This is a genomic window from Streptomyces sp. NBC_00490 (assembly GCF_036013645.1).
GTDB lineage: Bacteria > Actinomycetota > Actinomycetes > Streptomycetales > Streptomycetaceae > Streptomyces > Streptomyces canus_F.
Map to the genome: position 1 here is coordinate 6,668,316 of NZ_CP107869.1, position 25,397 is coordinate 6,693,712.

Genomic DNA, 25,397 nt, shown 5'->3' on the forward strand with positions numbered 1-25,397 from the left:
TGGGGCGGCTCCCGACCGGGAGCCGCCCCACTGCGCTGTAGGTGCGTCGCTTACGCGGCGATCTTCTGCTTCACCTGGGCCAGCGACGGGTTCGTCAGCGTCGAACCGTCGGCGAACAGCACGGTCGGGACCGTCTGGTTTCCGCCATTCGCCTTCTCGACGAACGCCGCGGACGCCGGGTCCTGCTCGATGTTGATCTCGGTGTACGCGATGCCCTCGCGGTCCATCTGCTTCTTCAGCCGCTGGCAGTAGCCGCACCACGTGGTGCTGTACATCGTCACAGTGCCCTGCATGTCTCGCGCGCTCCTCTGGTGGCCGGGGACGAGGTGGTCCACACAGGGGAACGTATGCGACCGGAGCGCCATTCCCGACCGCGCTGCCCGGCAGGGTGACGCCTGCCGCATTAGTACGACTGCGAGCCCCTGCCTGTGGACAACCGGCACAGCCGTCCCCGCCGACCTGGCAGCATGGCGGTGTGACAGCAGCAACGCACTCCACCCTTTTCCCGCAGGTCCCGGACACGGCCGACGCGGTGCTCGAAGGGCTCGATCCCGAGCAGCGCGAAGTGGCCCTGGCGCTGCACGGGCCGGTGTGCGTGCTGGCGGGCGCCGGGACGGGCAAGACACGGGCGATCACCCACCGCATCGCCTACGGAGTGCGCGCCGGCATCCTGCAGCCCTCCAGCGTGCTGGCCGTCACCTTCACCAACCGCGCCGCCGGCGAGATGCGTGGCCGGCTCCGCCAGCTCGGTGCCGCCGGGGTCCAGGCCCGCACCTTCCACTCGGCCGCCCTGCGCCAGCTCCAGTACTTCTGGCCGAAAGCGGTCGGTGGTTCCATGCCCCGGCTCGTCGACCGCAAGATCCAGCTCGTCGTCGACGCGGCCGCCGCCTGCCGCATCCGCCTCGACAGGGGCGAGCTGCGGGACGTCACCGCCGAGATCGAGTGGTCCAAGGTCACCCAGACCGTCCCCGGCGACTACGCCCTCGCGGCCGCGAAGGCGGGCCGGGACGTCCCCCGCAACCCCGCCGAGATCGCCCAGCTCTACGCCGCCTACGAGGACCTCAAGCGCGAGCGCGGCGTCATCGACTTCGAGGACGTCCTGCTGCTCACGGTGGCCGTCCTCCAGGACCGGCACGACATCGCCGACCAGGTCCGCGCCCAGTACCAGCACTTCGTCGTCGACGAGTACCAGGACGTCAGCCCCCTCCAGCAGCGCCTGCTGGAGCTGTGGCTCGGCGACCGGGACAACCTCTGCGTCGTCGGCGACGCCAGCCAGACGATCTACTCGTTCACGGGAGCAACCCCCGACCACCTGCTCGACTTCCGCACCCGCCACCCCGGTGCCACCGTCGTCAAGCTGGTCCGCGACTACCGCTCCACCCCCCAGGTCGTCCATCTCGCCAACGGCCTGCTCGCCCAGGCCAGCGGCCGTGCCGCCGATCACCGCCTGGAGCTGGTCTCGCAGCGCGCCCCCGGCCCCGAGCCCGTCTACACCGAGTACACCGACGAGCCCGCCGAGGCCGAGGGCGCCGCCCGCCGCATCCGCGAACTGATGGCCGCCGGTGTCCCGGCCGCCGAGATCGCCGTCCTGTTCCGTACGAACGCCCAGTCCGAGACGTACGAACAGGCCCTCGCCGACGCGGGCGTCCCCTATCAGCTGCGCGGTGCCGAACGGTTCTTCGACCGCCCTGAGGTGCGCAAGGCCGGCATCGCGCTGCGCGCCGCCTCCCGCTTCGGCGGCAACGACGCCCTCCTGGACGACGCCCCCGACCTGCCCTCCCAGGTGCGGGCCGTGCTCTCCGGAGAAGGCTGGACCACTCAGCCCCCGGCAGGATCCGGCGCGGTCAGAGAGCGCTGGGAGTCGCTGGCCGCCCTGGTGAACCTGGCGCAGGACTTCGCCGCGGCAAGATCCGGCGCCACCCTCGCCGACCTCGTCGCCGAACTGGACGAGCGGGCGGGCGCCCAGCACGCCCCGACCGTCCAGGGCGTCACCCTCGCCTCCCTGCACTCGGCCAAGGGCCTGGAGTGGGACGTCGTCTTCCTGGTCGGGGTCGCCGAGGGCATGATGCCGATCACCTACGCAAAGACCGACGAGCAGATCGAGGAGGAGCGCCGTCTCCTCTATGTCGGCGTCACCCGCGCCCGCGAGCACCTCCATGTCTCCTGGGCACTGTCCCGCTCGCCCGGCGGACGCCCCAGTCGCCGCCCCAGCCGCTTCCTCGACGGGCTGCGCCCCGGTTCGACCGGTGCCGCCGCGCGCGCCGCCACCGGCGGCCCAGGCGGTGTGGAGCGCGGCTTCACGAGCGGTCCGGCCGGTGCCGTGCCCCGGCGGGCCCGGCGCACCCCGGCCCGCTGCCGGGTCTGCGGCCGCACTCTCACCGACGCCGGCGAGATGAAACTGATGCGGTGCGAGGACTGTCCCTCCGACATGGACGAGGGCCTCTACGAGCGGTTGCGCGAGTGGCGGGCGGAGCAGGCGCGGCGCAGCGGACAGCCCGCGTTCTGCGTCTTCACCGACAAGACACTGATGGCGATCGCCGAGGCCGTCCCCGACGACGAGGGCGAGCTCGCGCGGATCCCCGGGGTCGGCGTCCGCAAGTTCAACCGTTTCGGAGCCGATGTGCTGGCGATCTGCGCAGGCCAGGAGCCTGGGGCGGAAGAAGCGGGGAACTGATCCGAACTCGTCGCAAAAATAGTTTGCGCATGCCCCGGCAATCCCCATAGGTTCTTTCCACGGGAACGGAGGCCTTCTCGGAGGCCCTGATTCCGTGCTCTACTTACATACCCGCAGGACTGGTTCATCCCGGTCCCCCGAGACGCCGAGAGGAGGCGAGCCCAGTGACCAGCATCAACGCCAGCTTCACCGCGAAAATGACCGATCGCTCGGTCGTCGCCTCCCTGTGCATGCTCGCTGTCTCGAACCAGGGCACCGGTCTGTCCGGCATTCGTGTCGCCGGCCCGGCAGCCTCCGTGTCTCGCGCCGGTCTTCCCGTTCGTGAGCGCAATGAGCGACCGACCAAGGCACTGGAAGCAGTAGAGGGACAGGCGCATGCCTATGCCTTTACGGCGGCCGGTGCCGGAAGCCGGAAGCAGGCGACGCAGCACCACCTGATGTGGGCCTTCCGTGGGCCAGAACCCTGGAGTGATCCAGCCTGATGTGATCAGGCCGGCGCCTTCAGGGCCGCGGAACCCCATCCGGGATCCGCGGCCCTTCTGTTTGTCCTCGAACGGGGATGACGGAGCGAAGGGGCCTCGGGACAAGAAAAGAACCCGGTACCTAGCCGACCACCGGCCCAACAGGGCCGGGCCGACCAGACGAGGAAAACGATCCGTGCAACTCGAAGCGCACGCCCCGTCCGTACCGCCTTCCGAAACGATCCCCCCGCCCGGCCTCACGGAGGACTCCACCTTGATCCCGCTCACCGCGCTCACCGCGCTCGACGACGCCATCGAGAGCCTCGGCGTACCCGTCCCCTGCCGTTCGTACGACCCGGAGGTCTTCTTCGCCGAGTCGCCGGCCGACGTCGAGTACGCCAAGTCCCTCTGCCGCACCTGCCCGCTGATGGAGGCCTGCCTCGCCGGCGCCAAGGAGCGGCGTGAGCCCTGGGGCGTCTGGGGTGGCGAGCTGTTCGTCCAGGGTGTCGTCGTCGCCCGGAAGCGGCCGCGTGGCCGCCCGCGCAAGAACCCGGTCACGGCATGAACACCATCGCAGGAACGATCGACCGCCCCCTCACGCTCGACCCCAAGAAGCAGGCCCCGATGAAGCCGTCCACCACCGAGCCCGCCGGCTCCGCGATCCCAGACTTCACCACCGTCGGCGCGAGCGACTTGCGCCAGAACAGGACCCGAGAAATGCAACTTCAACCAGAAGCCCTCGCTCGTGCGCATATGCACGAGCGACTGCACCAGGCGGAGCAGGAACGCCGGGCCGTGAGCCTGGCGGCCGCGCGCCGCATGCAGCGCCGGGCCGAGCGCGCGTCGATGCGTGCCCGCCGTGCGCTGGCCATCGCGGTCATGCAGTAGGCGAAGCCACCTGAAGCAGTGGCCTTCCGGACTCCGGGAGGCGAAAGCTCCCCGCGGGGGCCGGTCCGTGCGAACGGACCGGCCCCCGCGGTGCGTTGCGCGCGCCGATCCGCCGGCCGCGGCGATATCGTCGCCGCGTGACGAGTCATCCGGGAGGCAGCGAAGACAGCGGCTCCGCCACGGAGCCCCGGCCTCTGGTGTGCGCCCGCTGCGGCACCACCGCCGACGGCCCGCGGCCCACCTGGATCTGCTCCGTGGAGAACGGCGTCCGTCAGTACTTCTGCGACACCTGCTCGAGGGACAACCTCAGAGCGATCGAGGGGCGCTTGGACTCCGCTTGGTGGTAGGGCCTCCCTGACGCCGTGCCGCCGCCCCGGTTCACCAGCGGCTCACGCCTCCGCCGCCGAGTCCTCGCTCTCCTCTTCCAGCACGAACCCCGGCAGCCACTCCTCCAGTTCCTCCCGCAGCCGTACCGTCGCGCCCAGTTGGCACAGGACGCCGATCGTGCTCAGGGTCACGCGGTGGATGAGGAGGTAGGCCGGGGGAAGGTTCAGCTGCTTGCCCAGCTGGTAGGCGGGGGAGCGGATGTCGGCGATGCGGGCCGCCTGGCTGCGCATCCAGCCGCGGGTGAAGGTGAACTCGTCGAGCAGGGCCGGTTCGATGATCGGCCGGAGATAGTCGAGGACCGCGTCGGGTTCCAGCTCTATGGACTCCTTGACGAAGCCCTCCAGACACAGCAGTTCGTAGACCGCCTCCGCCTCGCCGTCGAGGGTCATGCGTAGGGAGTCGCCGATGGGAGTGGGCAGGCCGCCCGGAAGGCGATCGACCGTGCCGAAGTCCAGGACGCCCAGGCGCCAGTCGTCCTCGCCGTCGGGGCCGCCGGGCAGGAGGCGGAAGTTGCCGGGATGCGGGTCGGCGTGGAGCAGGCCGGTGCGGGCCGGGCCGGAGAAGAGGAAGCGGGCCAGCAGCTGGCCGGCGCGGTCGCGTTGTTCCTGGGTGCCGTCCGAGATGACCTCCGACAGGGGGACGCCGCCCATCCACTCGGTGATCAGGATCTGGTCGCACTGGTGGACCACCGCCGGCACCACGACGTCCGGGTCGTCCGCGAACTCCTCGGCATGGACCTGCTGGGCCTGGGCCTCCAGGCCGTAGTCCAGTTCCTCGGAGACCCGGTCCCTCAGTTCCGCGATGAGCGGCTTGATGTCCATGCCGGGGATCAGCGGGCCCAAAAGGCGGGCGAAACGGCTCAATTGGTTCAGGTCGGACAGGAGGGCGTCGCCGGCTCCCGGGTACTGCACCTTGACCGCCACCTCGCGGCCGTCGTGCCACACGGCATGGTGCACCTGGCCGATCGACGCCGCGGCGGAGGGCTTGTCCTCGAACTCCGCGAACAGTTCCTGCCAGTCCTCCCCGAGCCGCTCCTCCAGCACCCGGTGCACCGTGCGCGTCGGCATCGGCGGTGCCGCCTCCTGGAGCTTCGTCAGCGCGGCCCGATAGGGACCGGCGACCTCCTCGGGCAGCGCCGACTCGAAGACGGACAGGGCCTGGCCGAACTTCATCGCACCGCCCTTGAGCTCGCCGAGCACCTTGAACAGCTGCTCCGCCGTGCGCTGTTGCAGCTCACGGCCGACGATCTCCGCGGACTCCCCGACGATTCTCTTGCCCAGCCCCCAGGTGGCCCGGCCTGCGAAGCCGAGCGGGAGCGCGGCGAGCTTGGCGGTACGGGTGACCGCCTTGCGGGGAAGATCAGACATGCGCCCTCCAGGTCCCAGCAGGCCGTGCCGCATCCGCCTCGCGGCGCAATTCCTTGGACGGCCCTTGCTCCGCCATTGTCTCGTGCGACTCCCCGTCCTTGACGGTGTGTTCCTCCTTACCTTTCTGCGCGGCTCCGCACCGGCACGCGGGATGTGCCCAGACCGGCCGAGCATGCCAGTTCAGCGCGGGAAGGGACACCTCCCAGCGGGCGCCGGCGCTCGACGGGGTCCGGCCGTCGAGGAAGGAAAGGGTGTGCGCGGCCGCCAACCCTGCCACCGTAGTGGCCAGCGCCAGGTCGCACGGACGCACCTGGCGAGACCGCCCCGAACCCGACCGCCACTGCGCGACCAGCCGGGGCCACACCGGATCCCGGTCGGCCCGCCCCTCGTGCAGACAGCCCGCGCAACCCGTCACCCCCGGCAGGACGAGAGGGCCGACGACACCGGTCGCCTCCACGACACCGGCGTACAGATGCGGCGTACCGGAGTCGACGAGGGGGTCGGCGGGCGGCGGGGCGTGCACCGCGACGTCGTCCCTCGGGGCGAGGATCACCAGGGCGAACCCGGGTTCGCCCGTCCCGGAGGGCGGCCGGCGTGGAGAGCGGTCCGGCGCGGACCGGCGGGCCGCGCGCCGGGCGGCCTCGTCCCGGCGCTCGCCGATCGCCTCGGCGGGCAGTCCGCCCGGGGCGACGTCCCACGGCTCGACCTCGCCGACATCACGCACGTCGACCTCGCCGACCCCGGCGCCCGCGAGCAGCGAGGCCAGCACCGCGCCCACCCGGCCCGCACCCCTGATCTGTACGCGCAGCGAGCGGCGGGCGGCCAGCAGCTCGATCCCCTCGCCCGGCTCGGACGTCGTCAGGGACAGCGAGGCCAGATCGGGGCGGAGCCGGTCGAGGACCCGCTTCTTCCTTCGCAGGGTGTCACCGGCCCGGCCGCCGCCCCGCGCGTCGTCGAGCAGCCCGGCCCGCGCCAGCCGCTCCAGGAGCCGGTCGACATGGCCGTCGGGCAGATCCATGCGCCGCCCCTCCTCGCGCAGCAGCCCCGGACCGCGGGTGCCGTTGAGCAGATCGAGGAAACTGCCCGTAGCCGTGTCCATCGGGCCCAGCGTCATCGCGTGCGCCGGGGTCATCCCGAACTGCACGGTGTTCAGGTCGCGCCAGCCGCGCCGCAGCGCGGGCTTCACCAGCGGAACCAGTGGGATCGCCGTAACCGGCGGATCTTGTGAAGACTGCATGACAGGCCCCCGTAGCCCTCGTGGAACATCCCCGTGCGCCGCCCGGAGACCCCTCGGTGGTCGGTCGTGCTCCGTCGGCGCATGCCAGCATGCCCGGATCGGTGACACGCCGCCGAAAGTTGTCCACAGGCGGTGGGTATTCGTCGTACAAATCAAACGCTTGGCGGGGGATCCGGACCGAACCGTCCCGGAGTCGGGACTTCCAGCCCTCACAGCGGGTAACGTCGGGGCGTGTCCGCCGACCCACTGCACCGCGCCGGAACACCACAGCGACGCACGTCGAGCCAGCCGCCCAGCGGCTCGGGTGCGAGCGCGATCGAGGTGCGCAGGAGCGCCCGACGACGCCGGACGGTCTCCGCGTACCGCGAGGGCGACCGCACCGTCGTGCTGATCCCTGCCCGGATGTCGGAGGCGGAGGAGCAACGCTGGGTGAGCGTCATGCTCGACAAGCTGGCCGCCCAGGAGAGCAAGCGGGTCCTCGGCGACACCGAACTGGCCGAGCGCGCCGCAAGGCTGTCCGCCCAGTACTTCGAGGGACGCGCCCGACCCGCCTCGGTGCGCTGGGTCACCAACCAGAACACCCGCTGGGGCTCGTGCACCCCCTCCGAGGGCAGCATCCGCCTCTCGCACCGGCTGCAGGGCATGCCCGAATACGTCGTCGACTACGTCCTCGTCCATGAGCTGGCGCATCTGCTCGTGCCCGGACACGGGCCCCGTTTCTGGCGGCTCCTGGAGGCGTATCCGCGCACCGAGCGGGCCCGGGGCTATCTCGAAGGCGTGGTCGCGGCCGACCGGCTGCCGCATGTGCCCGGCACGAGCGGAGAGTGACCGGTACACCCCCGGCCGGGGATTGTGTACCGGGTCTGTACCGACTTCGTCCACTGTCCGAGTTTGCCGTTAGCCTGGCGCGACGCACTCGCACTTGGATGGGGGACGGTCGTTACGCATGGCCAGGGAATTCCAACGCGGCCACAAGGCCAAGGTCAGTGACCTCACCGCGGGCACGGATCTGTACGTAGGTGTGCAGATCACCGGCCCCGGACTGAGCTTCGACATCAGCTGCTTCGGTCTCGACGCCGACGAACGGCTCTCGGACGACCGGTACTTCGTCTTCTTCAACCAGCCGAAGTCCCCCGAGGAGTCCATCCAGCTTCTGGGCGCCCAGGCGGGAGACTCGGAGTCCTTCCGGGTCACCCTCGACCGGATCCCGGCGCAGATCCACAAGCTGTCCTTCACGGCGACGATCGACGGCGCCGGCCAGATGTCGCAGATCGCCCCCGGATACCTCCGGATCGTGGCCGGCGGCGAGGAAGTGGCCCGCTACTCCTTCAACGGCTCGGAGTTCTCCACCGAGCGGGCCGTGATGCTGGGCGACTTCTACCTGAAGGACGTCTGGCGCTTCGCCGCGGTGGGACAGGGCTTCGACGGCGGCCTCGAGGCACTGCTGAAGAACTTCGGCGGCGAGGTGGCGGAGGAGGAGACCCCCGCGGCCCCGCCGCAGCCGCAGGCCGGCGCCACCCCGGGCTTCGCCCCGCCGGCCCAGGCCACCGCGCCGCCCGCGTTCGGCGCCCCGGCGCCCGCACCCGCCCCGCAGGGCTACGCGCCCCCGCCCGGAGCGACTCCGCCCCCGGCCCCGGCACCCGCGCCGAACGTGCACGCCCAACCCACCATCATTGCGCCCATGACCCCGCCCGGCGGCGCCCCGGTGCCGCCCCCGGCCCCGGCTCCCGCGCCCTACGGCCAGCCGCAGCAGCCCCCGTACGGCCAGCCCGCCCCGCCGCCCGGCTACGGCGCCCAGCCCCAGGCCCCGCAGGCGCCCCAGGCTCCGGGCCCGCCGCCCGGCTACGGCCAGCCGACCCCGCCCCCGGGCTACGGCCAGCCGACCCCGCCCCCGGGCTACGGTCAGCAGCCTCCGTACGGCCAGGTCCCGGGCCAGCAGGCCCCCTACGGCGCGCCCCAGGGCGTACCGCAGGGCGCACCCCAGGCCGCCGGGGTCGCCGGCGCTCTCCAGCAGTTCAAGGAGACGCCCACCGGCCAGCGCTGGACGCAGCAGAACAAGAAGCTCGTCCGCGTGGACCTCGGCATCGGCGGGCACCCCGTGCTGGCCCGGCAGGGCAGCATGGTGCTCTACCAGGGCAAGGTCGACTTCAGCTACAAGGGCGCGGGCTTCGCCGGCCGGGTCGTCGGCAACGCGACCGGCCAGGAGATGCAGCTGATGCGCTGCACCGGCCAGGGGCAGGTCTTCCTCGCCGAGAACTCCACGATGCTGCACCCCATCGAACTCCAGGGCGACGGCATCTGCGTCTCCGCCGAGAACGTCCTCGCCTTCGACGAGAGCCTCCAGTACGAGGTCCGCCGTATCGAAGGACATGGCATCCCGGGCGGCGCGCTGTTCACGATGCTGTTCCAGGGCACCGGCACGATCGTCCTCAAGACGCACGGCACGCCCGTGGTGCTGCCGGTGACACCCACGACGTTCGCCGACGCCAACGCCGTGGTCGCCTGGTCGTCCGCCGCCCAGGTGGTCGTCTCCAGCCAGGTCCGGATGCGGCGCAACGCCTACCCCGGCGACACCGGGGAGAGCGTCAACCTGCAGTTCCGGGCCGCGCCCGGCAACTTCATCGTCGTCCAGCCGTACGAGATCTGAGGGAGTCCGTCATGAACCAGCCACTCGCGGGCTTCGCTCCCGCACCCGTCACGGCCCGCATGGAGAACCACGGCAACCACATGGCGAAGATCGCCATGCAGACCGGCAACGACCTCTTCGCGCGCGTGGGGTCGATGGTCGCCTACGAAGGGTTCGTCCAGTACGAGCCCAACCCGCCGGCCGTGCGCCAGATCGCCAAGGACTGGATGACCGGCGAGGGCGCGCCCCTGATGAAGTGCACGGGCGACGGACTGCTCTATCTCGCCGACTACGGCGCCAACGTGGTCGTCATCAACCTCAACGGCGACGGCATCTCCGTCAACGCCACCAACCTGCTCGCCTTCGACGCGCACCTCACCTGGGGTGTCGAGCGCGTGAAGGGCCTGGCGAAGTTCGCCGGGCAGGGACTGTGGAACACCAAGATCTCCGGGCAGGGCTGGGTCGCGCTGACCTCCCGGGGCAAGCCGATCGTCGTGGACTGCGGCGGTGGCGAGGACGAGACGTACGTCGACCCCGACGCGCTCGTCGCCTGGTCCCCGAACCTCAAGGTGAAGGGCAAGCGCAGCTTCAAGGCGCAGTCGCTCATCGGCCGGGGCAGCGGTGAGGCCTACCAGATGGCCTTCTCGGGCCAGGGCATCGTCGTCGTCCAGCCCAGCGAGGACAGCACCGACCGCCTCCGGGTCCGGGGCTGAGGGGGAGCCAGAACGTCATGCAGAGTCCGCTTTTCGCCTACAACGACCAGCAGACCCAGGACCGCTGGAGCCTGCAGAACAAGCAGATGCTCCGCGTCAGCCTGGAGGGCCACGACGACATCCTCGCCCGCAAGGGCACGATGGTCGCCTACCAGGGCCTGATGGAGTTCGACGCCGAGTACCAGAGCAACCAGCAGGGACGCGCGCGTGCGCAGACCGGCGAGGGCCTGGATCTGATGCGCTGCCACGGGCAGGGCACGGTCTATCTCGCCAATCTCAAGCAGCACGTCCATCTGGTGGACGTGGAGCAGGACGGACTGACCGTCGACAGCAGCTACGTCCTCGCCATGGACTCGTCGCTGCACCACGAGGTCATCGCCGTCGACAGCCTCTACGGCATCTCCGGCTCGGGGAAGTACCAGCTCAACATCACCGGCCGCGGCAAGGTCGCCCTCATGACCTCCGGCGCGCCGCTGATGATGCAGGTGACGCCCGACAAGTACGTCAACTGCGACGCCGACGCGATCGTCGGCTGGTCGACCTCGCTGCGCGTCCAGATGCAGGCCCAGACGCATTCCTCCGGGGTGTTCCGGCGCCGGGGCAACACCGGTGAGGGCTGGGAGCTCAGCTTCATGGGCAGCGGTTACGCGATCGTCCAGCCCAGCGAGCTGCTGCCGCCGCAGAACGCCCAGATCGGCTCCGGCCTCGCCGCGCAGTACGGGATGGGGCAGCAGGGCGCCCGCGGCCAGAACCAGGGCAACGCCTGGAGCTAGCCACACGTGACAGGTAAGGGGCGACCACCATGGTGGTCGCCCCTTACGCGTTCACAGCCTGGCCCGGGTCGCTTCGAGCAGCCGTACGACGGACTCGTCCGCCACGTCCGATACCTCGTCGTACGCGTACCAGCGCAGGTCCAGGGACTCGTCGCTGATCGCCTCCGCCGCCCCGGCCGGGGCCAGCGCCGCGTACTGGACGTCGAGGTGCCAGGCGCACGGCGTGTGATGGCGGTCCAGACGGACCGGGCCGCCGGGCAGCAGGGTCAGCCCCTCGATGCCGGACTCCTCGGTGCCCTCGCGCAGGGCGGCCGCCGCCAGGCTCTCGTCGACCGGTTCGCAGTGGCCGCCCATCTGGAGCCACATCCGCAGCTTCCGGTGGAGGGTCAGCAGGACCTGCCCGCGCGACGGGTCGATCACCAGCGCGCTCGCCGTGATGTGCCCGTCGCCACAGGCCTTCCACATACCGTCCGGGTGCGTCGCCAGATGATCCAGATAGGTCTGGCGCAGCTCTTCCTGGTCCTCGTAGCCCTTCAGTACGAGGACCGCGTCGTCGAACAGGCTCACTCGGTGTCGTCGTCCTTGTCGTCCTTGTCGGCGTCGGCGTCCTTCTTCTTCAGGTCGGGCTTCTGCGCCGCCTCGCCGAGCATCTTGTCCAGCTCGGAGAAGTCCAGCTGCTCGCGGTGGACGAAGCCGTCCGGGTCGTCCAGGTCGGAGGCGGTCGGAAGCATGTCCGGGTGGGCCCACAGCCCGTCCCGGCCGTCGACACCGCGCGCGTCCGTGAGCGAGGCCCACAGCCGGGAGGCGTCCCGCAGCCGGCGGGGGCGCAGCTCCAGCCCGATCAGCGTGGCGAAGGTCTGCTCCGCCGGGCCGCCCGAGGCGCGACGGCGGCGCAGGGTCTCGCGCAGCGCGTCCGCCGACGACAGACGAGGCTTCGCGGCGGCGTGGACCACCGCGTCCACCCAGCCCTCGACGAGCGCCAGAGCCGTCTCCAGACGGGCCAGCGCCGCCTTCTGCTCGGGCGTGTCCTCCGGCTGGAACATGCCCTGCTGGAGAGCGTCCTGCAACTGCTCGGGGTTCTGCGGGTCGAACTGGCCGACCACGTCCTCGAGCTTGGCGGTGTCGACCTTGATGCCGCGCGCATACCCGTCGACCGCGCCGAACAGGTGCGAGCGCAGCCACGGCACGTGCGTGAAGAGACGCTGGTGGGCGGCCTCGCGCAGCGCGAGGTACAGCCGCACCTCGTCCTGCGCCACGCCCAGGTCCTTGCCGAACGCCTCGACGTTGAGCGGCAGCAGCGCGGCCTTGCCGGCCGGGCCGAGCGGCAGGCCGATGTCGGTGGAGCCGACGACCTCACCCGCCAGCACGCCGACGGCCTGCCCGATCTGCGTGCCGAACATGGCGCCGCCCATCGAGCGCATCATGCCGATCAGCGGGCCGGCCATGGCCTGCATCTCCTCCGGCAGCACGTCGCCCATGGCGTTGCCGACGCGCTCGGCCACCGGGTCGACGAGCTCCTTCCACGCGGGCAGGGTCGCCTCGACCCACTCCGCGCGGGACCACGCCACGGCGGAGCCCGCGCCGGACGGCAGGGACGTCGCGTCGTCGAGCCACAGGTCGGCCAGGCGGACGGCCTCCTGGACCGCGGTGCGCTCGGCGGGGCCGACACTCGCGTCCTTGGTGCCGTCGGCGGTGCCCTGGGAGACCGTCTGGCGGGCGATCTGCTTGGCCATGTCCCAGTTCACCGGGCCGCCCTCGTACGAGAGCATCTGGCCCAGCTGCTGGAACGCGGCGCCCAGGTCGTTGGGGTTCAGGGAACCGAACATGGCAGCGAACGGGTTGTCGGCACCAGGGGCACCGAAGCCGCCGGCTCCAGGCAGCCCGCCGAAACCGAACGGGTTGGCCGGGCCCTGACCACCACCGCTCTGCTGGTCCTTCTTCTTGCCCTCGTCGCCGTCGTCCGGCTCCTCCGGCGGAAGGCCGAATCCGAATGGGGTGTCACTCACGGGATTCCTCGGCTGGTAAGGCCGCCGGTGTCTCTCCGACGGCGCGACTGCCCGATAACACCACCCAGCCTAGACACCGCGAGCGGATCGGGCCTCGGTGCTCCGCCGAGTCTCGGCCTGCGGCAGGATGGATGCCACCTGGTACGTACGCGTCACTCGCGCCCGTACTGAAGACAACCGCTGGAGACGCCCGGTGAGTTCCCCTGATCCACAGGTTCGCGCAGCGCGAAACCGGTCAACCCATCCCGGCCTGCGCGGACCGGTCGTCGCCGTGACCGGCGCCGCCGCCGGTGTCGGCGCGCTGCTCACCGAGCGGCTCGCCGCTTCGGAGGAGATCAAGCAGGTCATCGCCATCGACGAGCGGCGGGGCGAGTGCGCGGCGGCACAGTGGCACATCCTGGATGTGCGGGACCCGGCGATCGCGGAGAAGCTGCGGGGCGCGGACGTCGTGGTGCATCTGGCGCTCGATCTCGATCTGGAGACCGACGGCGCCGCCCGTACGGCCTACAACGTGCGCGGTACGCAGACCGTGCTGACCGCCGCGGCCGCGGCCGGCGTGCACCGGGTCGTGCTGTGCACCTCCGCCATGGTCTACGGCGCCCTTCCGGACAACGAGCTGCCGCTGTCCGAGGACGCGGAGCTGCGGGCGACGGCGGAGGCGACCGGGGTCGGGGACCTGCTGGAGGTCGAGCGGCTCGCGCGGCGCGCTCCGCGGGCGCACCCCGGGCTCAATGTCACCGTGGTGCGGCCCGCTGTCCTCGTCGGAGGCATCGACACCGCGCTGACCAGGTACTTCGAGTCGCCGCGGCTGCTGGTCGTGGCCGGCTCCCGGCCCGCCTGGCAGTTCTGCCACGTCGAGGATCTGTGCAGTGCTCTGGAGTACGCCGTCCTGGAGAAGGTCGAGGGCGAGCTCGCCGTCGGCTGTGACGGATGGCTGGAGCAGGAGGAGGTCGAGGAGCTCAGCGGGATCCGGCGGATGGAGCTGCCCTCGGCCGTCGCGCTGGGCGCGGCGGCCCGGCTGCACCGGATCGGGCTCACGCCGTCTCCGGCCGGGGATCTCGCCTACACGATGTACCCCTGGGTGGTGAGCGGCAGCCGGCTCCACGACGCCGGATGGCGGCCGCAGTGGACCAACGAGGAGGTCCTCGCGGAGCTGCTGGAGGAGGTCTCCGGACGGCACACGGTCGTGGGACGCCGACTGGGCCGCAAGGACGCGACGGCCGCGGGCGCCGCGGGTGCGACGGTGGCGCTGCTGGGCGCGGCGGCCGTGGTGCGGCGGGCGCGGAAGGCCCGGCGGCGGATCTGAGATCGAGGGGTCCAGGCCTGTAGGAGGCTCCAAACGCCCACGCGCGCGTGCCGGGCGATCACGCTATTCCGTGTGGTCGCGGGCATGAGGCACGATGGGGGCATGGCAGCCATCGACGATCACCCCGGTGAGCGGGGCGCGCAGGACGCGATCAAGCTCATCGCCATTCGTGAGACCGCGCTCTCCCTGGACGAGGTCTTCAAGGCCGTCGGGGACGACGCGGCCGGGGGGACCGCGCTGTTCGTCGGGACCGTGCGCAATCACGACGGCGGAGCCGATGTCGACGAGCTCGGCTATTCGTGTCATCCCAGTGCCGAGGCGGAGATGCGGCGGGTCGCGGAGAAGGTCGTCGCCGAGTACCCCGTGCGGGCGCTGGCCGCGGTGCATCGCGTGGGGGACCTGAGCGTCGGGGATCTCGCCGTCGTCGTCGCCGTGTCGTGCCCGCATCGCGGGGAGGCCTTCGAGGCCTGCCGGAAACTGATCGACGAACTCAAGCACGAAGTGCCGATCTGGAAGCACCAGAAGTTCTCCGACGGAACGGAGGAGTGGGTCGGCGCCTGCTGAGCCCACGGCCTCTGCCGAATCCTTCCTTCTGTTGTCTCCGGTTGCGTAACCGCACCCCTGGCGTGAGCGTTGTCAGTGCGGATGGTTAATCTGCTGATCAGTCAGTTGCGGTCGCGCACCGGGGTTGGGAGGACGACATGGCGGCGCTCGCCTGGTTGCTGATTCCGCTCTTGGCCGCGATCGGCGCAGGTCTGTGGGGCAGTTGGGCCAACCGGACCCGCAGGACCCGCAGCGACGGGCCCGAGCTGGACGGGTACGCCCGGTTCCGCGAGGCCATGGAGAAGCAACCCTGAGACAGTCCTTCAGGCGGCCCTGACGGGTCGCTGACAGGGGCGTCCCGTACTGTCGTGCCATGCCACGCCGCACCGCGACGATGCTCGCCTCCACCCTGATGCTGATCGCACTCCTGTGCGCGGGTGTGTTGATCCCCGTGCCGTACGCGGAGATGTCCCCCGGGCCGACGGTGAACACCCTGGGCGATCACGACGGCGAGCCGGTGCTCCAGATCTCCGGCCGGAAGACGTACGCGACGAGCGGCCACCTGAACATGACCACCGTCCGGGTCACCAGCGCCGACTACAAGATGAACCTCGTCGAGGCCGTGTACGGCTGGCTCGCGCACGACAACAAGGTCGTGCCGCACGACACGCTGTACCCGGACGGCAAGACCGAGGAACAGTCCACCCAGGAGAACGCCGAGGAGTTCAGCCAGTCCCAGGAGAGCGCCAAGGTCGCCGCCCTGAAGGAGCTGGACGTCCCCGTGAAGTCCTTCGTGATCGTCTCCACGGTCGTCAAGGACTCCCCGGCCGAGGACCGGCTGCACGCCGGTGACGTCATCAAGGCCGTCGACGGGACCGCCGTCAAGGCGCCCGCCGACGTCGCCGAGCTGGTCACCAAGCACAAGACCGGCGAGAAGGTCGTCTTCACCATCGTGCCCGCCAAGGAGCAGGCCGCCGCGGAGAAGGAGCAGCGGACGGCGACCAGAACCGAGGACGTGACCGTCACGACCAGGGCGTCCGACGACGACGGCGAGAAGCGCGCCGTCGTCGGGATCTCCGCCGGGACCGACCACACCTTCCCGTTCACCATCGACATCAAGCTCGCCGACGTCGGAGGTCCGAGTGCCGGGCTCATGTTCGCGCTCGGCATCTACGACAAGCTCACCCCGGGCAGCCTGACCGGCGGCACGTTCGTGGCCGGCACCGGCACCATCGACGACGACGGCAAGGTCGGCCCGATCGGCGGCATCGAGATGAAGACCGTCGGCGCCCGCGACAAGGGAGCCCGGTACTTCCTCACGCCCGCCGACAACTGCGCGGCCGCCGCCAAGGACACTCCCGGCGGGCTCACGCTGGTGAAGGTGAACACCATCGCGGACGCCCTCGGCGCCCTTAAGGACATCCGCTCCGGCGACACCGACGGCCTGCCCAAGTGCACGACCAAGGGCTGACGGAACAGACACGCGCGCGTACGTGAACGGGGGCGCCCCAGGACCGGGGGCGCCCCCGTTCACGTACGGGAAGAGACGGTCGTACCGGAAGGACTCAGTCCTCGAACGTCGCCGACAGCGCCTCCGCGAGCCCCGGCACCAGGGCGCCGCCCGTGAGGACCTCCGTCGGGGAGTCCTTCTCACGCAGTCGCAGGGCCGAGTCGCGGGTGCCGTCCCGCAGGACCGCGACCGTCATGCGGACCTCCTGACGGTCGGGGTGCTTGGCGACCCACTGGGAGAGCTTCTTGTCGCTCAGGCCCTCCGGGACCGACGCCTCGGCGGACGGCGGGAGCATCAGGCGCTCCACCGTCAGGGCGCAGCCGACGACCGGGTCGGGCCAGGCGATCGTGCCGAGGAACTCGTCCAGCGGCTTGCCCGCCGGGATCTCCTCCTGCTCGATCGGGGTGAGACCGGTGGTCGCCTGCTCGTCCTCCAGGCCGAGCTGGGCCGCGAGGCCCGGTTCCTGAGCGCGCAGCCGGGCGGTGTCTACGAGGGCGAAGAGGCGAGCGGGCTGGTCCCAGCCGAGGCCGGACACGTACTCGTCGATCTCGAGTACGGCCCGGGTCAGGGGGCTCGCTGCCATGGGTGTGTTGGACATGGTCACAATCCTGCCTCGTTCATGGCCCGAATCGGGAACCGAGTAAAGCGTGAGTAAGTTGCATAGGTGAGGGCCTACGATCACGTGGCCCACGGACGGCCCGCGGGGACGCGGGTCTGACGGACCAACAGCGACTTTCGAGGTGCGCACCTTGGCTTTCCAGATGCCGGACCGCGGCGGAGGCCCGACGGGGCCACGGATCAGAGTGGGCCGCCCGTCCCGGCGTGTCCGGACCCTGCTCATGACACTGGGCGTCCTTGCCGTGCTCGGCATGGCGTTCACCATGTTCGCCGGGTTCTGGACGGACTGGCTCTGGTACCGGTCGGTGAACTACTCGTCCGTGTTCACGACGACCCTGTGGACGAAGATCGGTCTGTTCTTCGTCTTCGGCCTGCTGATGGCCCTGGCGGTCGGCTTCAACATCTGGCTGGCGCACCGGCTGCGGCCACCGCTGAGCGCGATGTCGATGGAGCAGCAGAACCTCGACCGCTACCGCATGGGCATCGCGCCCTACAAGAAGTGGCTGCTGCTGGGGATCACCGCGCTCGTCGGCCTCATCGCCGGCGCCTCGGCGTCGAGCCAGTGGCGGACCTGGCTGATGTGGGTCAACGGTGTGTCCTTCGGTGAGAAGGACCCGCAGTTCAAGCTCGACATCTCCTTCTTCACCTTCGACCTGCCCTGGTACCGGTTCCTGCTCGGCTTCGGCTTCGCAGCTGCGATCCTGTCCGTGATCGCCGCCGCGCTGACGCACTACCTGTACGGCGGGCTCAGGATCACCAGCCCGGGTGCGCGCGCCACGGCCGCCGCCACGGGCCATCTGTCGGTGCTGATGGGCGTCTTCGTCGCCCTGAAGGCGGTGGCCTACTGGCTCGACCGGTACGGTCTCGCGGTCAAGTCCAGCGACTTCAAGGCGACCGACAACTGGACCGGCCTGAGGTACGTCGACGCGAACGCCTATCTGCCGGCCAAGACGATCCTGTTCTGCATCGCCGTCATCTGCGCCCTGCTGTTCTTCGCCACCCTGTGGCGGCGCACCTGGCAGCTGCCCGTCATCGGCTTCGGTCTGATGGTGCTGTCGGCGATCCTCATCGGCGGCCTGTACCCGGCGATCGTCCAGAAGTTCCAGGTCCAGCCGAACGAGCAGGCCAAGGAAGCGCCGTACGTCACCAAGAACCTCAAGGCGACGCGCGAGGCGTACGGCATCGACGACGCCGACGTCAACGAGTACGCGGGCACGTCCACGACCACGGACAAGACCAAGCTGCGCGACGACGTCGACAACACGGCCAGCATCCGCGTGGTGGACCCGAACATCGTCTCGCCGACGTTCCAGCAGCTTCAGCAGATGCGCAACTACTACGGGTTCCCGATCAACCTGGACGTCGACCGCTACACCAAGGACGGCAAGGACCAGGACACGGTCATCGGTCTGCGCGAGCTGAACCTCGCCGGCATTCCGAAGAACAACTGGATCAACGACCACTTCCGCTACACCCACGGCTACGGCGTGGTCGCCGCCAAGGGCACCGCCGCCGACTCCGAGGGCCGCCCGGTCTTCACCGAGTCCGACCTGCCCTCGCAGGGCGACCTCGGCACGTATCAGCAGCGGGTCTACTACGGCGAGAAGACCACCGAGTACTCGATCGTCGGCGGTCCCCAGAAGGAGATCGACTACTCCGACGACAGCGGCGAGAAGACCTTCAGCTACAACGGCAAGAGCGGGGTCAACCTCTCCAACCCGGTCAACCGGGCCGCGTACGCGGTGGCGTTCAACGAGCCGCAGATCCTCTACTCCGGCGCGATCGGCGAGGGTTCGCGGATCCTGTACAACCGCACGCCCAAGGAGCGCGTCGAGGCGGTCGCCCCGTGGCTGACCATCGACGGCGACGCCTACCCGGCGGTCGTGGACGGGAAGATCCAGTGGATCGTCGACGCCTACACGACGACGAACGGCTACCCGTACTCGTCGCGTACGACCCTCGGTGACACCACGGCCGACTCGCTGACCGCGACGAACAACTCGCGCGCGGTGGTGGCCCAGCAGAACCAGGTCAACTACATCCGCAACTCGGTGAAGGCCACCGTCGACGCCTACACCGGCCAGGTGAGCCTGTACCAGTGGGACACCAAGGACCCGGTCCTGAAGACCTGGATGAAGGCGTTCCCGGGCACGGTGAAGTCGAAGACCGCGATCTCGGACTCGCTGATGGCTCATCTGCGCTACCCGCAGGACCTGTTCAAGGTCCAGCGCGAGCTGCTCAGCCGGTACCACGTGAAGGACGCGACGACGTTCCTCAGCGGCTCCGAGGTGTGGCAGGTGCCGGACGACCCGACCAACACGTCGGGCGACGCGGTGCCGCCGTACTACCTGAGCATGAAGATGCCCGACCAGAAGGCGCAGGCGTTCTCGCTCACGACGACGTTCACGCCCAACGGCCGTGACCAGCTCAGCGCGTTCATGTCGGTCGACGCCGAGGCGGGGACCAGCGACTACGGCAAGATCAGAATCCTGAAACTGCCGACGAACACCACCGTCCCCGGACCCAAACAGGTGCAGAGCCAGTTCAACTCCGAACAGAACATCGCCGAGACCATCAGCCTCCTCAACAGAGGTGATTCCAAGGTGGAGTACGGCAACCTGCTGACGGTGCCGCTCGACGGAGGACTGCTGTACGTGGAGCCGGTCTACGTACGCGGTGGTGGACTGAAGTACCCGCTGCTGCGGAAGGTGTTGGTGACCTACGGAGGCAAGACCGCCTTCGAGGACACCCTCGACGAGGCCCTCAACAAGGTGTTCGGGGCGGACGGCGAGACCACCACGCCACCGGAGGACGACGGCGGGGACACCACGAAGCCGCCACCGACCTCCGACAACCCGACGGTCCAAGAGGCGTTGGACGACGCCCAGAAGGCCTTCGAGGACGGCCAGGCGGCCCTGAAGAAGGGCGACTGGGAGGCGTACGGCCTGGCGCAGAAGGACCTCGAGGAAGCGCTGCAACGGGCCGAGGACGCACAGTCCAAGGAGGACAAGACCGGCGGCAGCAGCCCGAGTCCGAGCGGCAGTCCGAGCCCGAGCAGCAGTCCCAGCGGCTGACCGGTTCCTGAGCTGGTCAAATGCCCCTCCCGCGCCGTGGTACGGTTTGAACACAACGGCGCGGGGTGGAGCAGCTCGGTAGCTCGCTGGGCTCATAACCCAGAGGTCGCAGGTTCAAATCCTGTCCCCGCTACTGAAAACGAAGGCCCGGATCCTGATCAAGGATCCGGGCCTTCGTGGTGTGCGAACGCATGTGCCGGACAGAGGGACGGCTGTGCCGCCGTGGGGAGTTGGGCGAACTGTGTTTGACTTGTCTCTCTGTGGGCATGTCGACAAAACGCTGAAGTGACCTCACTGGCTGCGGTATACCAGGTGTACCCAGGTTGCAGGTGGTGCGACGATGGACGTTATGGGGGACAAGGCAACTCTGTTGGAGACAGGGCGGTTTGAGCAGTCTGCTGACTTTGTGCAGTCTGCCGATCTTGTGCAGCCTTCCGACCGGGACGAGACCGGTGAGGCCGCCGAGGAAGCAAGGCAGCGGCTCGCCGCGGAAGCCGGCGATGTCGAGGCGATGAGCGTCCTCGGGGCCATGCTGCTGCGCCGCGGTGATCTCGACGGAGCCGAACCCCAGCTGCGTGCCGCCACCGCCGCGGGTGACCGGGCCGCCGCCAACAACCTGGGCGTCCTGCTGCACCAGCGCGGATACGCCGACGACGCCGCCGGATGGTGGCGGATCGCCGCCGTCGCCGGGTCCGCCGCGGCCGCGCACGCGCTGGGCCGCCACCACCGGGAGAAGGGCGACGAGCCCGCCGCCGAGTACTGGCTGCGCCAGTCCGCCGAGCAGGGGCACGCCCTCGGCGCGTACGCGCTCGCCGATCTGCTGGAGCACCGCGGGGACGCCGCGGCCGGGCAGTGGATGCGCGCCGCGGCCGAGCGGGGGCACCGTGAGGCGGCCTACCGGCTGGCGCGCGCTCTTGATCGCGAAGTGTCCGCCGAAGGGGACGACGGGCCCGACAACGGTGTCTCCCCGGCGGCCGAGCAGTGGTACCGGCAGGCCGCCGCGCGCGGACACCGGCGGGCCGCGCTGCACCTCGGCGCGATCCTGGAGCGGCGCGGTGAGCTGAAGGAGGCCGGGCGCTGGTATCTGACCTCCGCCAAGGACGGCGAGGCACGGGCCGCCTGCGCCCTCGGGTTCCTGATGCGTGACGCGGGAGACGTCGAGAGCGCCGCGGTCTGGTGGCTGCGTGCCGCTCAGGACGGGGACGGCAACGCGGCGAACGCGCTGGGGGCGCTGCACGCCGAGCGGGGCGAGACACAGACCGCCGAGCGGTGGTACCGGGCCGCGATGGACGCCGGTGACGTCAACGGCGCGTACAACCTCGGGCTGCTCTGCGCCGAGCAGGCGCGGACCGCGCAGGCCGAGCAGTGGTACCGGCGGGCGGCGTACGCCGGACACCGGGAGGCGGCGAACGCGCTGGCGATCCTGCTGCTGCAGGGCGGGGACACCGCCGGGGCCGAGCCGTGGTTCTCCAAGGCGGCCGAGGCCGGGAGCGTGGACGCGGCGTTCAACCTCGGGATCCTCTTCGCGGGGCGGGGCGAGGACGCCGTCGCGCTGCGGTGGTACGAGCGGGCCGCGGCCGCCGGGCACACCGAGGCGGCGCTCCAGGTCGGGATCGCGCGACTGCGGGACGGGGACGAGGCGGCGGCGGAGCGGCATCTGCGGTGTGCGGCGGGAGGAGGCAGCTCGGAGGCGGCGTACCGGCTGGCGACCGTGCTGGACGCCCGGCGCCCGCCCGTGCCCGCGCATGAGCTGGGGGAGCCGGTCCACTCCTCCAAGAGCGAGTGCGAGGAGTGGTACGAGCGGGCGGCGTCCCAGGGGCATCGGCGGGCGCAGGTGCGGGTGGGCATGCTGGCCGCTGCCCGCGGGGATGTCGTGGGGGCGGCTCGCTGGTACCGGGAGGCGGCCGAGGCGGGCTCCCGCAACGGTGCCTTCAATCTCGGGCTGCTGCTGGCCCGGGAGGGGAGCGAGCCCGAGGCGGCGGTGTGGTGGACCCGTGCGGCGGACGCGGGGCACGGGCGGGCGGCTTTGCGGCTCGCCCTGGTCTACGCGCGTCGTGGGGAGCTCGCGGAGGGCCAGCGCTGGGCCGACCGGGCCGTGACGCTGGGACCGCGGGAGGTGTCGGAGCGGGCGGCTCGTCTGCGGGACGCGCTGCGGCAGGAACTGTCGGCCTGACGGGCCGGCTCCGGGGACCGTGGGAAAAGCGATTTGCTTCCGTCCTCCGCGTTGACGTAGTGTTCATTTCACCGACGCGGGGTGGAGCAGCTCGGTAGCTCGCTGGGCTCATAACCCAGAGGTCGCAGGTTCAAATCCTGTCCCCGCTACTGAAGGCCGAGGGCCGGAATCCAGAAGGATTCCGGCCCTCGGTGTTTCTTCATCGCCGGTGGCCCACCGCCTCCTCGTACAGGGTGCGGTCGACTGTCCTGGACTCCGGCAGCGGGTCGCCCTCGAAGACTCCTTGCGCGGTGTATGCCGCTTGCAGACGGTCGGTCGTGCCTTCGCGGATCTCCCAGTCCATCCGCAGGGACGGGGTCGAGCGGAGGATCCGCTGGTCGGCCTTCAGGAGTTTCGCCAGGTAGGTGACGTAGGCCTCGTCCTTCTTGTAGTCCGTCGCGAAGTACGAGTTCACCGTGCGGATGTACGCCCGGAGCAGGGCCACTCCCGCGTCCACGTCCCGCTGGAGCAGTGAGGGGCCGTACAGCATGCCGCCCAGCGGCTCGCCCTGCGGCTGGCCGCCGAGGAAGGCGTAGGCGGGCTGTCCGTCGACCTTGCGCCACACCGGGTCCAGGAGCCAGGCCGAGTCGACGCCGCCGTTCTCCAGGGCGGTGAGGACGTCCGCGGAGCCCAGCTGCTGGTACTGGATCCTGTCGAGGGCGCCGCCGTGCTTCTCCAGGGCCTTTTCCATGGGGTACGCGATGACGGAGCCCTTGCCGATCATCGTGCCGAGTCTGCGGCCGGCCATGGACACGTGGGACGCGCTCTCGCCGTCCTTCAGCCGCACCCACAGGCCGCTCTTCGAGCCGGGGTCCGGTGAGAAGTTCCCCGCGACCCACTTGATGTCGAAGCCGCCCCGGAGACCGTTCATCACGGCCGCCTCCGGAGCCGCCCAGATCGCGTCGAGGTCGCCCTTGGCGAGCAGGGGCAGCGCGTCCGGCGTGGGGAGGACCTTGAGGGTGACGTCCAGGCCCTCACGTGCGAACTCGCCCTTGTCCAACGCCACTTGCAGCGGTGCCACGTACTCGGCGCTCAGCGTCCCCGTCGCGATCGTCAGCTTCCGCCTCTCCGCCAGGGGCTTCGGGGCCGGTGCGCCGGGCTGGCAGCGGGCCGGCAGACGGCTCGGGGAGAGGTCGGCCGGGTCCGTCCAGGACGTGGCGCCACAGCCCTCCACCGGGCTGATCGTGCGCTTCCCGGCGTCCGCCCGCGGTGCGTTGTCCTCGTACGGCGACGAGCAGGCCGCCGAGGTCAGCAGTACGGCGGTCAGCGCCGCCACCACACACGTCCGTCCCCTCATGACTGCCCCCGTCCACGGTCCCGCGGTGCCCAGGGGGTGAGCAACCGGCCCACCACCCGCACCAGTTCGGAGAAGACGACCCCCAGGGCCGCCACACAGACGATCCCCACGAACATCACGTCGTTCTGGAACAGCGCGCGGGAGTCGAAGATCAGATGGCCCAGGCCGTTCGTCGCCGCGATCTGCTCCGAGGCGACGATCACCAGCACGGCCACGCCCGCCGCTATGCGGGCGCCCACCAGGACCGACGGCAGTGACGCCGGCAGCAGGACGTGGCGGAACATCTGCCAGGGCGAGGCGCCGAAGACCTGGCCCGCGTCGCGGTGGCCTGCCGGGATCGACATGACCGCGGACATCGTCGAGATCCACACGAAGAAGAAGACCGTGGCCGCGACCAGGGCCACCTGCGGGCCCTCGCCCAGGCCGAACATGTTCAGGAAGATCGGCAGCAGGGCCAGTTTCGGGACCACGTACAGGGCGTCCAGCAGGGGCTCCAGTGCCGCTCTGACCAGGGAGAGCGAGCCCATCAGCAGGCCCAGCGCGTACCCGGCGGCCGTGCCCACCGCGTAGCCCGCCACGACGCGCTTCGACGTGGCCCATACGTCCGGCCACAGGTCGCCCTCCGCGGCCCGGTCCCAGCCGTCCGCGAAGATCGTGGACGGTGCGGGGTAGACACGGGAGTCGATCCAGGCGCGGTCGGCGGCCAGTTGCCACAGGAGGACCAGGAACAGCGGGACGGCCGCGGCCAGGGACAGTTCCAGGGCGCGTCGGCGCCTGTGGGTGCGTACGGGATGGAGCTCGTGCGGGCCCGGGGCGCGGACCAGGACGGACTCCCGTGCGGGAGCGGTCGTCGTCATGCCGGTACCGCCTCCTTGCGCAGCAGGTCCCACAGCTCGCTCTTGAGGTCCGTGAACTCCGGCGCGGAGCGGATGTCTCCGGTGCGCGGGCGGGGGAAGGGCGGGCGGCGCTCGGCGATGACGCGGCCGGGGCGGGCGGACATCACCAGGACGCGGTCGCCCAGGACGATCGCCTCCTCCAGGCTGTGGGTGATGAAGAGGGTGGTGGTGCGGGTCGTCTGGGTGAGTTCCAGGAGCTCGTCCTGGAGGATCATGCGGAGTTGGGCGTCCAGGGCCGCGAACGGCTCGTCCATCAGGAGGAGTTCGGGCTCCACCGCCAGCGCCCGGGCGATCGCCACGCGCTGGCGCATGCCGCCGGAGAGGGTCGAGGGGTAGGCGGTGGCGAAGTCCGACAGGCCCATGCGGGCCAGCCAGCCGTCGGCGCGGGCGTCGGCCTCGCGGCGGGGGACGCGCTGGATGTCGAGGCCGAAGCGGACGTTGGCGCGGACCGTCTTCCAGTCGTAGATGCCGTAGTCCTGGAAGATCATGGCGGCCGGGCGAGGGCTGGTCGTACGGATCTCCAGGCGGCCCGTGCTGGGGCGCAGCAGGCCCGCGGCGATGCGCAGCAGGGTCGACTTGCCGCAGCCCGAGGGGCCGACGACACAGACGAACTCACCGGCGCTCACGGACAGGTCCAGCGGGCCGAGGGCGGGCACCGCGCCGGGGCCACGGCCGAAGGTTCGGGTCAGATCACGTGCGCTGAGTTTCGGATACGGCTCTCCCACGGGGTCTCCTCGCGGAGTGCGGAACGGACTGGTGGGTGCCGATGACCATATGACGGCCCGTCAGATCCGGGAAGCCTGTAGACA

The 25,397-nt window shown here is 70.5% G+C and carries 24 protein-coding genes and 2 tRNA genes; 17 read left to right on the top strand and 9 right to left on the bottom strand.

Annotation, left to right across the window (positions count from 1 at the left end):
* Window positions 1–50: 50 nt before the first annotated feature.
* Window positions 51–293 (bottom strand): mycoredoxin, encoded by a 243-nt coding sequence (locus OG381_RS30530; RefSeq protein ID WP_307026129.1) that lies wholly within the window; start codon window positions 291–293, stop codon window positions 51–53.
* Window positions 294–475: 182 nt separating this feature from the next.
* On the opposite strand from OG381_RS30530, the gene OG381_RS30535 reads away from it, so the two are divergent.
* The 5 genes from OG381_RS30535 to OG381_RS30555 all read left to right on the top strand — a co-directional run bounded on the left by OG381_RS30535 (window position 476) and on the right by OG381_RS30555 (window position 4,370).
* Entirely contained in the window at window positions 476–2,674 is a 2,199-nt protein-coding gene (locus tag OG381_RS30535; protein WP_327719268.1) for an ATP-dependent DNA helicase UvrD2, read from the top strand.
* A 197-nt stretch (window positions 2,675–2,871) separates the two neighbouring features.
* Window positions 2,872–3,156: a hypothetical protein gene (locus tag OG381_RS30540; RefSeq protein WP_095046840.1), complete on the top strand. Its 285-nt coding sequence runs from the start codon at window positions 2,872–2,874 to the stop codon at window positions 3,154–3,156.
* Window positions 3,157–3,331: 175 nt separating this feature from the next.
* Window positions 3,332–3,700, top strand: coding sequence for a WhiB family transcriptional regulator (locus OG381_RS30545; RefSeq protein WP_171145190.1), 369 nt, complete (start codon window positions 3,332–3,334; stop codon window positions 3,698–3,700).
* Entirely contained in the window at window positions 3,697–4,023 is a 327-nt protein-coding gene (locus tag OG381_RS30550) for a hypothetical protein (protein WP_307026124.1), read from the top strand. The genes OG381_RS30545 and OG381_RS30550 overlap by 4 nt, the downstream gene beginning before the upstream one ends.
* A gap of 137 nt (window positions 4,024–4,160) precedes the next feature.
* Entirely contained in the window at window positions 4,161–4,370 is a 210-nt protein-coding gene (locus OG381_RS30555) for a hypothetical protein (protein WP_327719269.1), read from the top strand.
* A gap of 42 nt (window positions 4,371–4,412) precedes the next feature.
* On the opposite strand, the gene OG381_RS30560 is transcribed toward OG381_RS30555, so the two are convergent.
* Window positions 4,413–5,777 (bottom strand): ABC1 kinase family protein, encoded by a 1,365-nt coding sequence (locus tag OG381_RS30560; RefSeq protein ID WP_327719270.1) that lies wholly within the window; start codon window positions 5,775–5,777, stop codon window positions 4,413–4,415.
* Complete coding sequence (locus OG381_RS30565) at window positions 5,770–7,014, bottom strand: TOMM precursor leader peptide-binding protein (protein ID WP_443061946.1); 1,245 nt, start codon at window positions 7,012–7,014, stop codon at window positions 5,770–5,772. Before OG381_RS30565 ends, OG381_RS30560 begins: the two co-directional genes overlap by 8 nt.
* Window positions 7,015–7,245: 231 nt before the next feature.
* Here OG381_RS30565 and OG381_RS30570 point away from each other — a divergent pair, with 231 nt between their 5' ends.
* The 4 genes from OG381_RS30570 (at window position 7,246) to OG381_RS30585 (ending at window position 11,126) form a co-directional block, all read left to right on the top strand.
* Window positions 7,246–7,842 carry a M48 metallopeptidase family protein gene (locus OG381_RS30570; protein ID WP_327719271.1) on the top strand — a complete coding sequence of 199 codons (597 nt, stop codon included), beginning with the start codon at window positions 7,246–7,248 and terminating at the stop codon, window positions 7,840–7,842.
* A gap of 118 nt (window positions 7,843–7,960) precedes the next feature.
* Window positions 7,961–9,661, top strand: a complete 1,701-nt coding sequence (locus tag OG381_RS30575; RefSeq protein ID WP_327719272.1) for a TerD family protein — start codon at window positions 7,961–7,963, stop codon at window positions 9,659–9,661.
* A gap of 11 nt (window positions 9,662–9,672) precedes the next feature.
* Entirely contained in the window at window positions 9,673–10,353 is a 681-nt protein-coding gene (locus OG381_RS30580) for an AIM24 family protein (protein ID WP_062718094.1), read from the top strand.
* Between the two features lie 17 nt (window positions 10,354–10,370).
* A complete protein-coding gene (locus OG381_RS30585; RefSeq protein WP_327719273.1) occupies window positions 10,371–11,126 on the top strand; it encodes an AIM24 family protein in 756 nt (251 codons plus the stop codon).
* A gap of 51 nt (window positions 11,127–11,177) precedes the next feature.
* Here OG381_RS30585 and OG381_RS30590 read toward each other — a convergent pair whose 3' ends face one another.
* Together OG381_RS30590 and OG381_RS30595 are read right to left on the bottom strand one after the other, a co-directional pair.
* Complete coding sequence (locus tag OG381_RS30590) at window positions 11,178–11,693, bottom strand: NUDIX hydrolase (protein ID WP_327719274.1); 516 nt, start codon at window positions 11,691–11,693, stop codon at window positions 11,178–11,180.
* Window positions 11,690–13,132 carry a zinc-dependent metalloprotease gene (locus OG381_RS30595; protein ID WP_327719275.1) on the bottom strand — a complete coding sequence of 481 codons (1,443 nt, stop codon included), beginning with the start codon at window positions 13,130–13,132 and terminating at the stop codon, window positions 11,690–11,692. Before OG381_RS30595 ends, OG381_RS30590 begins: the two co-directional genes overlap by 4 nt.
* Before the next feature lie 193 nt (window positions 13,133–13,325).
* On the opposite strand from OG381_RS30595, the gene OG381_RS30600 reads away from it, so the two are divergent.
* The 4 genes from OG381_RS30600 (at window position 13,326) to OG381_RS30615 (ending at window position 16,452) form a co-directional block, all read left to right on the top strand.
* On the top strand, window positions 13,326–14,438 hold the full coding sequence (locus OG381_RS30600) for an SDR family oxidoreductase (protein ID WP_327719276.1): 1,113 nt from the start codon (window positions 13,326–13,328) through the stop codon (window positions 14,436–14,438).
* Between the two features lie 102 nt (window positions 14,439–14,540).
* Entirely contained in the window at window positions 14,541–15,002 is a 462-nt protein-coding gene (locus tag OG381_RS30605) for a molybdenum cofactor biosynthesis protein MoaE (protein ID WP_327719277.1), read from the top strand.
* 137 nt (window positions 15,003–15,139) lie between these two features.
* On the top strand, window positions 15,140–15,295 hold the full coding sequence (locus OG381_RS30610) for a hypothetical protein (RefSeq protein WP_327719278.1): 156 nt from the start codon (window positions 15,140–15,142) through the stop codon (window positions 15,293–15,295).
* Window positions 15,296–15,354: 59 nt separating this feature from the next.
* A complete protein-coding gene (locus tag OG381_RS30615; RefSeq protein ID WP_327719279.1) occupies window positions 15,355–16,452 on the top strand; it encodes a YlbL family protein in 1,098 nt (365 codons plus the stop codon).
* A gap of 94 nt (window positions 16,453–16,546) precedes the next feature.
* On the opposite strand, the gene OG381_RS30620 is transcribed toward OG381_RS30615, so the two are convergent.
* The gene (locus tag OG381_RS30620; RefSeq protein ID WP_266888290.1) at window positions 16,547–17,089 is read right to left on the bottom strand and encodes a PPA1309 family protein; all 543 of its coding nucleotides are present in this window, start codon (window positions 17,087–17,089) and stop codon (window positions 16,547–16,549) included.
* 163 nt (window positions 17,090–17,252) lie between these two features.
* On the opposite strand from OG381_RS30620, the gene OG381_RS30625 reads away from it, so the two are divergent.
* The 4 genes from OG381_RS30625 to OG381_RS30640 all read left to right on the top strand — a co-directional run bounded on the left by OG381_RS30625 (window position 17,253) and on the right by OG381_RS30640 (window position 22,505).
* Window positions 17,253–20,183, top strand: a complete 2,931-nt coding sequence (locus OG381_RS30625; RefSeq protein WP_327722596.1) for a UPF0182 family membrane protein — start codon at window positions 17,253–17,255, stop codon at window positions 20,181–20,183.
* A 59-nt stretch (window positions 20,184–20,242) separates the two neighbouring features.
* Window positions 20,243–20,316: transfer RNA gene (locus tag OG381_RS30630), tRNA-Met, on the top strand.
* Window positions 20,317–20,523: 207 nt separating this feature from the next.
* Window positions 20,524–22,356: a tetratricopeptide repeat protein gene (locus OG381_RS30635; protein ID WP_327719280.1), complete on the top strand. Its 1,833-nt coding sequence runs from the start codon at window positions 20,524–20,526 to the stop codon at window positions 22,354–22,356.
* Between the two features lie 75 nt (window positions 22,357–22,431).
* Window positions 22,432–22,505 (top strand) — tRNA-Met (locus tag OG381_RS30640).
* Window positions 22,506–22,555: 50 nt separating this feature from the next.
* Here OG381_RS30640 and OG381_RS30645 read toward each other — a convergent pair.
* Genes OG381_RS30645 through OG381_RS30655 form a run of 3 tightly spaced genes read right to left on the bottom strand, consistent with a single transcriptional unit; the run spans window position 22,556 to window position 25,313 of the window.
* A complete protein-coding gene (locus OG381_RS30645; protein ID WP_327719281.1) occupies window positions 22,556–23,692 on the bottom strand; it encodes an ABC transporter substrate-binding protein in 1,137 nt (378 codons plus the stop codon).
* Window positions 23,689–24,549 (bottom strand): ABC transporter permease, encoded by an 861-nt coding sequence (locus OG381_RS30650; RefSeq protein ID WP_327719282.1) that lies wholly within the window; start codon window positions 24,547–24,549, stop codon window positions 23,689–23,691. The genes OG381_RS30645 and OG381_RS30650 overlap by 4 nt, the downstream gene beginning before the upstream one ends.
* Window positions 24,546–25,313 carry an ABC transporter ATP-binding protein gene (locus tag OG381_RS30655; RefSeq protein ID WP_327719283.1) on the bottom strand — a complete coding sequence of 256 codons (768 nt, stop codon included), beginning with the start codon at window positions 25,311–25,313 and terminating at the stop codon, window positions 24,546–24,548. The genes OG381_RS30650 and OG381_RS30655 overlap by 4 nt, the downstream gene beginning before the upstream one ends.
* Window positions 25,314–25,397 lie beyond the last annotated feature (84 nt).